This window comes from Streptomyces sp. BF23-19, assembly GCF_041106355.1.
Classification (GTDB): Bacteria; Actinomycetota; Actinomycetes; order Streptomycetales; family Streptomycetaceae; genus Streptomyces; species Streptomyces virginiae_A.
The window spans coordinates 141787-152521 of sequence record NZ_JBGBPT010000008.1; the positions used below are offsets into that span (position 1 = coordinate 141787).

Consider the following 10735-nt stretch of genomic DNA (forward strand, 5'->3'; position numbering starts at 1 on the left):
ACGCGTCTGTCTTCCAGGGTCCGCCAGACCAGCCGGGGGCGACTCTGCAGGGCCGCGCGCGGTCAAGGCTCGCCGAGATGTGACTGATTCCCCATGACCGTTGTCAAGCGTCGGAGGTGCCTACTGGCTGCTGCCGATCGCACGCCGGAACCTTGCCGATAGAGAGGTCGGCAAGGTTACGTCAGTGGCTTCATCCGGAGAGCCGGCATCGTGCGCCCCGGCGGTCGGCTGTGCTGGGTCCTCGTGAGCGTCTCCGCGGAATGCGACGGCGTCCTCCCCGATCCCGACCACCTCCAGGAGGGTGTCCAGGGCCTTGTCGGCTTGCTCATGCGGCTCGGTCAGCCAGACATACGAGACACCCACCGGATTGCCGTCGTGCTTGCTGATCGCGAAGCTGAATCCCTTGAGCCGGAACAGTACGGCGTCGAGCTCGTCCAGCCCGTCCCACGACCGCTCCACGTGCAGACGTAGCCGCTGGGCCACGGGCTGCACCGGCAGCGCCAGCACTCCGATCATCTGGAACAGCGGGGCGTGGTGTTCCCAGACGCTGTACTGGTAGGCGGGGTTCTTGCCGGTGTAGTAGGGCGGTTGTGTGGCTGGCTGCCAGTCGGGCTCAGGCCCCGGGACCTCGATCTCTGTCACAACAGCTCCTCCCCAGAGCCTCCAACCAACTGATGATCAACCTACCTTCACCGGGTCGGCCAGCGTTATGCGGCGCCGGTCAGGCCCGGTTGTGGTGGCTGGGCTGTCCAGTGGCGTCGGTCGCGAATGAGGGGGTCGCCGACGCGAAGGAGCCGACCGTGACCGACGACGAGGAGCAGCTCGCCGCCCTCCTTGACGACCTTCCCGGCCACGACGACGCCCGGTTCCGGCGCGGGCTCAAGCAGGCTGCGGGCATCTACCGCATACGCTCGACCATGTCCGCCGCCGTCGAGCACGCCCAGGAAGGCGACTTCGCCCCGCTCGCCGCCCTCGTCCTGGACGTCCTCAACCGCGACGCCCAGCTCAAGGACATCACCGCTGCCCTCGCCGATCACCTCGGCACCACCCTCCGTGCCCGAGCCTGGATCACCGATGCCATCGCCACTGCCGACCGCATCAACCGGGCCGGAGCTGCCGACCCCCTGGAGGGACTCGCCGAGAAGTGGTGAGGGCTTCGCCGGATCGGGCGATCCCATCCGTACGTGCACCCGCTGGAAGATCAGCAGTTGCCCTGCGCGGGATCCCCTCCCTGCGGATCCGCCGGCACGGAGCACCGCACGCCGAACTTCCCGCCGGTGTCGCCCGCCTGCATCTCCCCGGCAAGGCGACGCGTTCCCCCATCCGGTATTTCGCCGGCCCCGGTCAACGACAGCGCCGCGATCACCTGCGGCAAGCATGTCTCCGCCGAGGCTCGCGAAGACGCCTGTACCAGAGACCGGCAGCGGGTCGCCAAGGAGAAGCGCCCGGCCGCGCTCACCCGGTCGACGACCATCCGGTGGTTGGAGGGGCCTGGCGCACGACCAGGCAGGGCAGCCCAGGAGTTCCGACTTCCGGGACCGCGTCCGGCCTCGACGGGGTCGAGGCGGCCCAGCCAGGCCGGGGTGGTGCTGACACCACCCCGGATACGGGCATTGGGGGGATCGTCCGATGGACCGGGTTCTCGGAGGATCGGGGTGTACCGAATCGCTCCGACCAGGGGGAACCACCCACATGCACCTCTTCAAGAAGCCCGCGCGATGGGCCACGGCCGCCGCGTGCGGGCTGCTCGCCCTCGCCGCCCTGCCCGCGTCGCCGGCGAGCGCCGCCGGGGCGAAGGGCGGCGCGCCGGCCGTGCCCGCCCGGTACGCGCAGCAGCGCCTCGACTGGCAGCCGTGCCAGTCCGGTGCGCTGGAGTGCGCCTCCATGACGGTGCCGCGCGACTGGTACCACCCGGGCACGGGGGCGGACCTGACCGTCGCGGTGTCCCGGCACCGGGCCGCGGACCCCGCCGCGCGGCGGGGCGTGCTGATGATGGCGGCCGGCGGGCCGGGCGCCTCGGGGCTGGGCCGGCCCGCGGGGCTGGCATCGTACTCGCCCAAGCTGGCGGCCGCGTACGACGTCGTCGGCTTCGACCAGCGCGGGGTCGGGGCCGGCGCGCAGGTGGTCTGCTCCGACCAGGACGCGGTGGACGCCTTGTTCACCAGCGGCGACCTGCGCGACCGCTCCCGCCAGGCTGTGGACGCCACTGTGGACCGGGCGCGGAACTTCGTACGGGACTGTGAGCGGCGGTCGGGCGACCTGCTCCCTTACATCACCACCGACCAGGCCGTGCACGACATGGACCTGTTCCGGGCGCTGCTCGGCGAGTCGAAGGTGTCCTACTACGGCCCCTCGTACGCCACCTTCCTCGGGGCCTACTACGCAACCGAGTTCCCGCGCCGGGTCGACCGGGTGGTGCTCGACAGCAACATCGGCTTCACGGGCAGTTGGCAGGAGTTCCTGACGGGCCAGCCGATGAGCTTCCAGCGCCGGTTCGAACAGGACTTCCTGCCCTGGCTCGCCGCGAACGACGCAACGTACCACCGGGGCCGGACCGCCGAGGAGGCCAAGGCCTCGTACGAGCGGCTGCGGCGCGCGCTGGGCGAGCACCCGCTGGACTTGGAGGGGACGACGGTCAGCCCCAACCACCTCGACGCCGCCGCCACCTCCATCATCTACAGCGGCGACCGCTTCCCCGACCTGGCGATGCTGCTCGGTGTCCTGGAGCACCCGGAGGCGGCTCCGCCGGCCGCCCGCAAGGCCTTGGCCGAGAAGCTGAAGCACCCGCTGGGGGCGCAGTTCGCGGCGGACTTCTTCTCCGTCATCTGCCAGGACACCCCGTGGAACCACGACAGCGCCTACTGGGTCCGCCGGAGCGCGGCCGACAGCGCCGCGTACCCGATGGCCGGGGCCCGTGAGCTGACCTTCGCCTCCGTCTGCGCCGCCTGGCCGCGCTCCCAGGCGCCCCGGGTGCAGGTCACCGGGCGGGGGTTGCCACCGATCATGATGCTCAACTCGCGCCACGACCCGGCCACTTACTACGAGGGCGCGCTGCGCGCCCACCGGGGGACGGCCGGATCCCGGCTGATCACCGTCGGCGGCGGCGACCATGGCGTCTACCAGTCGCACAACCCGTGCGTGGACGCGTACGTCGAGGGCTTCCTCGTCGACGGCCGGATGCCGACCGAGGATGCCTCGTGCGAGGGCAAGCCGCTGCCCGACCCGACCGCCGGCCGGTAGGTCGTCTCTGACAGCAGTTCGGAAGTCGGCGCGGCTCCGACGCCGTCTCGCGGCGCGCTGAGACGCACTGCCTCCGGTTCTCGTGAACGTCTGCCTCGCGCCTCGGCTGGTGCCTCCCGATGTCATGACGAAGGGGCTTCACAACCCGCGTGCAGAGCCCGGGCGGCGCCGCGGCTCGCACGGTGCCGACCTGGTGCGCGCCCAGCATGGCCGGAAGGAAGCGGGCGACGCATTCGGCCTCTTCCCGTGGGCTGCGACAGCGGCCGCTGAACCGCTCGGTCACACGCGAGAGGCCGCGCCCCGGGCCGACGAGGAGGCGGTCACCGCGAGTCGGCCGGGGCCGCCTTCGCCACCGACAGCGGCTCGGCGATGTCCTCCAGCGAGCGGCGCTCGGCCTTGACCGCCAGGAACGCCGCCACGAATCCGGCGGCGCACATCAGCGCGGCGCCGATCCGGAAGGCGAGCGCCGTGTCGCCGACCACGCCCGACGCGGTGAGGTCGGCGAAGATCAGCGGGCCGCTGATGCCGCCGGCCGCGGTGCCGAGGGCGTAGAAGAAGGCGATGGCCATCGCGCGGGTCTCCATGGGAAAGACCTCCGAGACGGTCAGGTACGCACTGGAGGCGCCCGCCGACGCGAAGAACAACACCACACACCAGCAGGCCGTCATAGTCGTCGCCGTCAGTGAACCCCGGTCGAACAGCCATGCCGTGCCGAACAGGAGCACGCCCGCGAGCAGGTAGGTGGAGGAGATCATGATCCGGCGCCCGAGCGTGTCGAACAGCTTGCCGAGCAGCAGGGGTCCGAGGAAGTTGCCCGCGGCGATGACGGCGAAGTAGTAGCCGGTGTTGCCCGTCGGCACGTCGAAGAACGTCGTGAGGATGGTGCCGAAGCCGAAGGTGATGGCGTTGTAGAGGAACGCCTGGCCGATGAAGAGCGACAGGCCGAGGAACGCGCGGCGCGGATAGCGGCCGAAGACCGTCCTGGCGATCAGACCGAAGCCGATGCTCCTGCGCTGGTGGACGGTGATCTCACCGGCCGGCGGCGGGAGGCGTTCGCCCTTCTCCCGCTCGATCCGGTGCTCCACCGACGTCACCAGTTCCTCGGCGTCCTGCGACCTGCCGTGGATGAACTGCCAGCGCGGACTCTCCGGAACGTGCCGGCGGACCAGCAGGACGACCAGGCCGAGGACGACACCGAGCGCGAAACTGAGCCGCCAGCCGAGGTTCTTGGGGAAGACGTCGGTGTCCAGCATCACGACGGACAGCAGGGCGCCACCGATCGCGCCCAGCCAGTAGCTGCCGTTGATGATGAGGTCGACACGGCCCCGGTAGAGGGAGGGGATCAGCTCGTCGATCGCCGAGTTGATGGCCGCGTACTCGCCGCCGATACCGAAGCCGGTGAGGAAGCGGAAGAGGAAGAACCACCAGGACTCGAAGGACAGCGCGGTCATCGCGGTCGCGCCCAGGTAGACGACCAGGGTCACCAGGAAGAGCCTCTTGCGGCCGTAGCGGTCCGTCAGCCAGCCGAAGAAGAGCGCCCCGGAGCAGGCACCTGCCACGTAGAGGGCGGCCGCGACGCCGGTGACCTGGGCGGCGGTGATGTCGAGGCCGCTGCCTTCCTCGGCGAGGCGGCCGGCGACGTTGCCGACGATGGTGACCTCGAGGCCGTCGAGGATCCAGACGGTGCCGAGGCCGATCACGATCATCCAGTGCCACCGGGACCACGGCAGGCGGTCGAGGCGGGCCGGCACGGCCGTGGTGACGGTGCCCGTGGTGGCCGGCACGGGCACCGGCGACGAGTCGGATGCCATGGTTCCCTGTTCCTCCTTCTCGAACGCCCCCCTGCCCTGCCGGGTTCCCGCGAACCGGCCGGACATGCGTCTGAGGCCGCGGCCGTGGACGGCCGCCCGCACGGCCGCGCCACCCCGCAGCACGATGCCGGCGCCGCCCCCGCGACCTGCCCGGCGGCGGACACGTCCCAGCGTGCGCGCGGACTCCGGACACACCCGCTGCGGCACACCTGGCACCGCCCGCGCGGACTGCCGCATCCCGGCCGCCGTGCCGTTCGCGCAGCTGTGACGGCCGCTCACCATCCCCGCGGCCGAGCGCCGTTGTCAGTGGTGACGGCTACGTTCGCAGTGTTGCAAGGGGCCGTTTCCCGACAGGAGTGGACGATGACCGAGAGCAGTGTTCAGCCCACGCTGAGGGTGGTGCTGACCGACGTGAACGAGCACGTGGTGCAGGCGTGGCGGGCGGCGTTCGCGGACACCCCCGGCATCGAGATCCGCAGCGGCTCGATCCTCGACGAGGACGTCGACGCCTGGGTCACCCCCACGAACTCCCGGGGCCGGATGGACGGCGGCGTCGACGCCGCCATCAAGCGCCACCTTGGATCCGGCATCCAGGTACGGGTACAGCGCGCGATCCGAGACCGGTTCGCCGGAGTCCTCCCGGTGGGCAGCGCGGTCTGCGTCCCGTCGGGCGCGGCCGTCCCCCGGTACCTGATATCGACGCCGACCATGGTGCAGTCCTCGCAGAACGTGAGCGCCACCCTGAACGTGGCACTTGCCTGCGCCGCAGCGTTCCAGGCCGTTCACCGGCAGAACCGGCAGGCGCCCGGCAGCATCCGCTCCGTGGCCCTGGTCGGGATGGGCGCGCAGACCGGCCGGGTCCCGGCCCGGGTGTGCGCCAACCTCATGTGGACCGGCTACACCCTCTTCCACGACCACTGGTTCCAGGACGACGACGAGTTGCGCGCCACGATCATCACGCAGCTGAACGGCATCGAGAACACCCCTGTCGAGGAGCGGGTACGCATCGTGCCGCCGAAGCCCGTCGAGCCCGTCCCCTCCGGCCACCCGGCCGGCCACCTCCCTTCCTCGACCACGACGAACGAGAGCTCCTCCCCCATGACCGACGCGAACGACCCCCTGGCTCTCACCGAACTCTTCGACGGCGGCGGCGAGCCCTGGCTCCCGCTCCTGAAGCCTGTCATCGAGGCACTGCCGGACGCCCCCCGGTTCATCGGGAAGGGCCGCAGCCCCGAGGTCGTCCCGGTGCGTGAGCTGACCTTCCAGGCGCTCAAGCCCAACCCGCCGCACAAGTGGAAGGTCGTCGCCTTCGGCCAGAACCCCTACCCACGGCCGGAGAGCGCGACCGGCATAGCCATGTTCGACAACACCTTCAGCGACTGGAAGGACAGCCAGTTCGGCAGGGTCGTCAGCATCCGCTGCCTCATCAAGGCGGCGGCGATGTGGAAGTACGGCATAGCCAAGAAGACGCCCATCGCCGAGGTGCGCGCGTTGTTGAAGGAGCGGGACACCGTCCAGCCGCCGGAGTGGTTCCAGGCGATGCTCACGCAGGGCGTGCTGCTGCTGAACGCCTCCCTCACCGCCAGCGGCGACGGAGCGATGGGTGCCGACCAGCACACGGCGTTCTGGCGGCCCGTCGCCGAACGGATCGTCGAGGAGATCCTCAAGGCCAAGCAGGACGCCGACGAGGAGGACCGCGGGATCGTCTTCGCCTGGTGGGGTGCGCACGCCCGCAACCTGAAGAGGGTCGTCCTGCGACTCCAGGAGAAGTACCCGGACGTCGAGGTCCGGCACATCGACCACGCGAACCCGGCGGCGCAGGGCGACATCTTCTGCGAGGGCGACCACTTCGCCATGGTCAACGAAGCCCTCGCGTCGCTGGGCGCCGACCCGATCGACTGGCTGCCGAGCAAGGGGTGGGATCAGGGGACGGCCGGCGCGGACGGGGAAGTCGCGGCACGCATGGGCGCCTTCATCGAGTCGACGATGAACCTGCACCAGCTGTACCTGGAGCGGCTCACCAGCGTCAAGGACGAGGGCCTGGTCCTCCCCGCGATCACCGGTGTGTTCGACACCCCGCTGATGGATTTCCAGGAAGCCGTCGCACCGGTCGCCCGGACGCTGGCCGGGCTCGCCGGACACATCGACCGCTCACGCGACTTCGGCAAGCGGCGGGCGGACGAGACGTCCGCCGGCCTGTCCGCCGACGCGATCGCCGCGCTCCACCTCTACACCTGCGAGTCCGCCTTCTATCGCGAGATCAACGCCGTCCTGCGCTCCCCGGACCGCACCAGGGTCACGCCCTACCTCCCGTACCTGCGGCTGCTGTTCTCGGCGGTCTCGGGGCTGCCCGCGCACACGCAGCCGCTGTGGCGCGGCGTGTCGCTGGACCTGCGGGCGCAGTACCCGGTGGGCCGGACGGTCACCTGGTGGGGCGTCTCCTCGTGCACCTCCCAGTTGCACGTGGCCCGTTCCTTCCTGGGCAGCCGCGGCAAGCGCACGCTCTTCGAGGTGACCCCCGCCAAGGCGGTCGGGATCAAGAGGTTTTCCGCGTTCACGGGGGAGGAGGAGTACATCCTCACCCCGGGCACGCAGCTCAAGGTGACGGACGTCAAGAGCGAGCGCAGCGGTCTCTACACGGTCAGGCTGACCGAGGTCGACGACGCCCCCATGGTGTCCTGACCTCCCGCCCCGGACGAGCCGGCCACCGGCCGCCGGCTGTCCGCGCCGGAGTTGGGCCGGCGTGCGGGTGCCTTCGTGGTCATGCTCAATTCCTCCCTGAAGGTGCGGCGGACGTCACTACACACGCCCCGGGCATTCGTTTGCGGGACGGGCCGCGCGAACCCGCCCCGCACCCGGCACCAACCCGCCACACCCCCCACACCCAAGCCGCTGACCAGGCAAAACATCAAAGTCCGGCAGGAGTACCAGGCTGCCCGGTGCGGCTCCGGCGGGCCACGAAAGGGCAGCCGGGGCCAGATCGCCCGCGAGTACCGTGTCGCGATGCGGAGTATCTCTCCTTGGACAGTCGGCGGTGGCGGGTGCGGTGCCCGGTTCGGTGGTGCCGGTGTGGCGCGATGGGCTCGACAATGCAGGGCCGGCGCCGGACTACCGGCGGATCATGGAGATCGTGACCGACCACGGGCTGTCCGGTGCTGGGGCGATGGACTGCCGGCAGCTCGCCGCCGGGCCGGGTCTGGAGCCGGTGCCCGCGAAGGTGGAGGGCGTGCGGTCGAAGGCGAAGCGTCTGGCCGCGCGGGGCCGGCCGGCCGAGCGCAGTCCCCGGATGTTCAGTGCCACCGGGCGAGCCAGCGGCTCATGACCATGCTCATCGACCACCGGATCATCGCTTCGGCGCTGTCGGTGCGGGCCTCGTAGTCGCGGGCCGGGCGGCGTGAGCGCATCAGCCAGGCGAACGTGCGCTCCACCAGCCACCTCTTCGGCAGGACGACGAAGCCCGTGGTGTCGTCACTGCGTTTGACCACCGTCAGCGCGATCCGAAGGGCGTCGCGGGCGAGGCCGACCAGACGTCCGGCGTAGCCGCCGTCGGCCCACACCAGCGTGATGCGTCAGTGCCGTTCGCGCAGCCGGGCCAGCAGCGTCTGTCCCGCGTCCCGGTCGGTGACCGAGGCCGCGGTGACCATCACCGTCAGCAGCAGCCCATGAGTGTCCACCAGATGTGGCGCTTGCGGCCGTTGACCTTTTTGCCGCCGTCGAAGCCCCGTGTGGAGGCCGGCACCGATGCGGCTCGTTTCACCGACTGGGCGTCGATGATGCCCGCCGTCGACTCCCGGTTGCGGCCGGCGGCCTCGCGGACCCGGTCGCGCAGCCGGTCGTGGAACTCGGCGACCAGGCCCTTGTTCCGCCAGCGTCGGAAAAAGGCGTAGACGCGGTCCCAGGCGGGGAAGTCCGCGGGCATCGCTCGCCAGGTGATGCTGCCTGCGACCGGGTAGCGCACCGCGTCCAGCATCTGCCGGTGGCAGTAGCCCTCCGGCTGCCCGCCCCAGCCCTCCAGCCAGCCCGGAACCGGCATTGCGTCGCGCACGACCGCCCACTCCGCGTCGCTCATGTCGGACGGATACCTCGGTCGCCTGTGCGGCCGGTCCCCCGGCGTTCCCGAACCGGTGAGCGAGGTAATGGACGACACCGACACTGGCACGGAAGACTGCAGCACCAGGGGCCTCCTGTTGCTCGGTTGGATTCGACACCCACGAGCTGTTCGGGAGGCCCCACCTTCATGCTCAGCCAGCCAGAAGATCACCCGACCGAGTCGACGACCTCGAACTCACGCTCACGAAGATCGATGGAGCAACGGCTGCTTACTTCGGAGTGGCCGGTGGCGTTCGCCGCCGAGGCGATAGGCAGGCGGATGCCGCTCGTGATGCTGCCCAGCGTCAACTCCGCGCTGGCGGCGCATCCGCAGTTCGAGAGAAGCGTCGAGACGCTGCGCGGGGCTGGCATGCGGGTGCTGTACGGGGAAGGCGAGTTCGTGCCGAAGGCGCCGAAGGAAAGCGATCGGGCGGCGTACCCGTCGGAGGTGGCGCAGGGGGCGGTGGAGCAGGCCTGGGTGGTGGAGTCGGGCTATAGTGCAGGCGTTTTGGGGACAGTCGGTAAGGCCGTGCCCCGACCGCATCGCCGAGGAGGCCGTCCGATGGGACCCGTCACGCTGATCACCGGGGGCTCGACCGGGATTGGTGCCGCCACCGCCCGAGCCCTGCTCAAGGAGGACCATCGGGTGGCTGTCACCGGACGGGACGCGGACAAGCTGGCCGCCTTCGCCGCCACGGCCGGAGCGGGCGAGCGGCTGCTGACGATCACCGGCGACACCAGCGACGAGCACGACGTCGCCGCCGCCGTGCGCCGCGTGGTGGACACCTGGGGCCGGCTGGACAACGTCATTGCCAACGCCGGGTTCTCGCTGCCCGGGAATCTGGAGAGCCACGCCCCCGAGGACATGCGGGCCATGGTCCTCACCAACGTCCTGGGCCCGGCGCTACTCGTGCGGGAGACCCTGCCGCAGCTCAGGGAGTCCAAGGGCCGGATCGTGCTGATGGGTTCGGTCGCGGGAGTGCGTTACACGCCCGGCAACCTGTACTCGGTCACCAAATGGGCCGTGCACGCGCTGGCCGAGAACACACGGCTGCTGGTCGGCCAGGACGGGGTCGGCGTGACCGTCGTCGCTCCCGGGGTGGTGGACACTCCGTTCTGGGACGAGCGCGGCGGCAGCCCCGAGACGGCGCTGACCGCCGAGCAGATCGCGAACACGATCGTCTTCGCCCTCAAGCAGGCTGCGGGCGTGGACATCAACCACATCACCATGCGGCCGACCGGGCAGCTCGGCTGAGCAGGCTGTTGGAAGCGGTTCCCAATCCGAAGGCAGGGTCAAGTTTCCCAGGTCAGGTGTCTGTCTGCCCCTTGGTAGGCATGCTCGAACCGTTGTGTCGGCGCGGGACTGGCCCCACAGTGTCCTGGCACCCGAGTTGTGCGGGAGGCCCCACTTCCATGCCCGGCCGACCAGAGGATCACCCGACCGAGTCGTCAGACTCGAACCCACGATCACCAAGCTCGATTGAACAACGGCTTGTCCCGCAAGCTGCCTGCTCAACGTCTGATGACATGATCGAGGCGTGATCAGTGAACTCGGCCAGTCCGGTGCGATGAGGTACGTCCTGTTCGATGTCGAT

General features: G+C 70.3%; 10 protein-coding genes. 4 read left to right on the forward strand and 6 right to left on the reverse strand.

The genetic code is table 11. The features are described from left to right. Positions 1-120 precede the first annotated feature (120 nt). Complete coding sequence (locus AB8A24_RS07550) at positions 121-642, reverse strand: hypothetical protein (RefSeq protein ID WP_369475188.1); 522 nt, start codon at positions 640-642, stop codon at positions 121-123. A gap of 158 nt (positions 643-800) precedes the next feature. On the opposite strand from AB8A24_RS07550, the gene AB8A24_RS07555 reads away from it, so the two are divergent. Beyond that, positions 801-1151: a hypothetical protein gene (locus AB8A24_RS07555; RefSeq protein ID WP_369475189.1), complete on the forward strand. Its 351-nt coding sequence runs from the start codon at positions 801-803 to the stop codon at positions 1149-1151. Positions 1152-1692: 541 nt separating this feature from the next. Further along, entirely contained in the window at positions 1693-3240 is a 1548-nt protein-coding gene (locus AB8A24_RS07560; RefSeq protein WP_369475190.1) for an alpha/beta hydrolase, read from the forward strand. Between the two features lie 320 nt (positions 3241-3560). Here AB8A24_RS07560 and AB8A24_RS07565 read toward each other — a convergent pair whose 3' ends face one another. Further along, positions 3561-5051 carry an MFS transporter gene (locus AB8A24_RS07565; RefSeq protein ID WP_369475191.1) on the reverse strand — a complete coding sequence of 497 codons (1491 nt, stop codon included), beginning with the start codon at positions 5049-5051 and terminating at the stop codon, positions 3561-3563. Between the two features lie 363 nt (positions 5052-5414). Between AB8A24_RS07565 and AB8A24_RS07570 the strand changes: the two genes are divergently transcribed. Next, positions 5415-7733, forward strand: a complete 2319-nt coding sequence (locus AB8A24_RS07570) for an ADP-ribosyltransferase domain-containing protein (RefSeq protein ID WP_328959827.1) — start codon at positions 5415-5417, stop codon at positions 7731-7733. Positions 7734-8159: 426 nt separating this feature from the next. Here AB8A24_RS07570 and AB8A24_RS07575 read toward each other — a convergent pair whose 3' ends face one another. The 4 genes from AB8A24_RS07575 to AB8A24_RS07590 all read right to left on the reverse strand — a co-directional run bounded on the left by AB8A24_RS07575 (position 8160) and on the right by AB8A24_RS07590 (position 9512). Then, positions 8160-8351: a hypothetical protein gene (locus tag AB8A24_RS07575; RefSeq protein WP_369475192.1), complete on the reverse strand. Its 192-nt coding sequence runs from the start codon at positions 8349-8351 to the stop codon at positions 8160-8162. Next, positions 8342-8608 carry a transposase gene (locus tag AB8A24_RS07580; protein ID WP_369475193.1) on the reverse strand — a complete coding sequence of 89 codons (267 nt, stop codon included), beginning with the start codon at positions 8606-8608 and terminating at the stop codon, positions 8342-8344. Before AB8A24_RS07580 ends, AB8A24_RS07575 begins: the two co-directional genes overlap by 10 nt. Before the next feature lie 92 nt (positions 8609-8700). Further along, complete coding sequence (locus AB8A24_RS07585) at positions 8701-9120, reverse strand: transposase (protein WP_369475194.1); 420 nt, start codon at positions 9118-9120, stop codon at positions 8701-8703. Positions 9121-9308: 188 nt separating this feature from the next. Beyond that, positions 9309-9512 (reverse strand): hypothetical protein, encoded by a 204-nt coding sequence (locus AB8A24_RS07590; RefSeq protein WP_328959831.1) that lies wholly within the window; start codon positions 9510-9512, stop codon positions 9309-9311. A 190-nt stretch (positions 9513-9702) separates the two neighbouring features. On the opposite strand from AB8A24_RS07590, the gene AB8A24_RS07595 reads away from it, so the two are divergent. Next, positions 9703-10395 carry an SDR family oxidoreductase gene (locus tag AB8A24_RS07595; RefSeq protein ID WP_328959832.1) on the forward strand — a complete coding sequence of 231 codons (693 nt, stop codon included), beginning with the start codon at positions 9703-9705 and terminating at the stop codon, positions 10393-10395. The last annotated feature ends 340 nt before the right edge of the window (positions 10396-10735 follow it).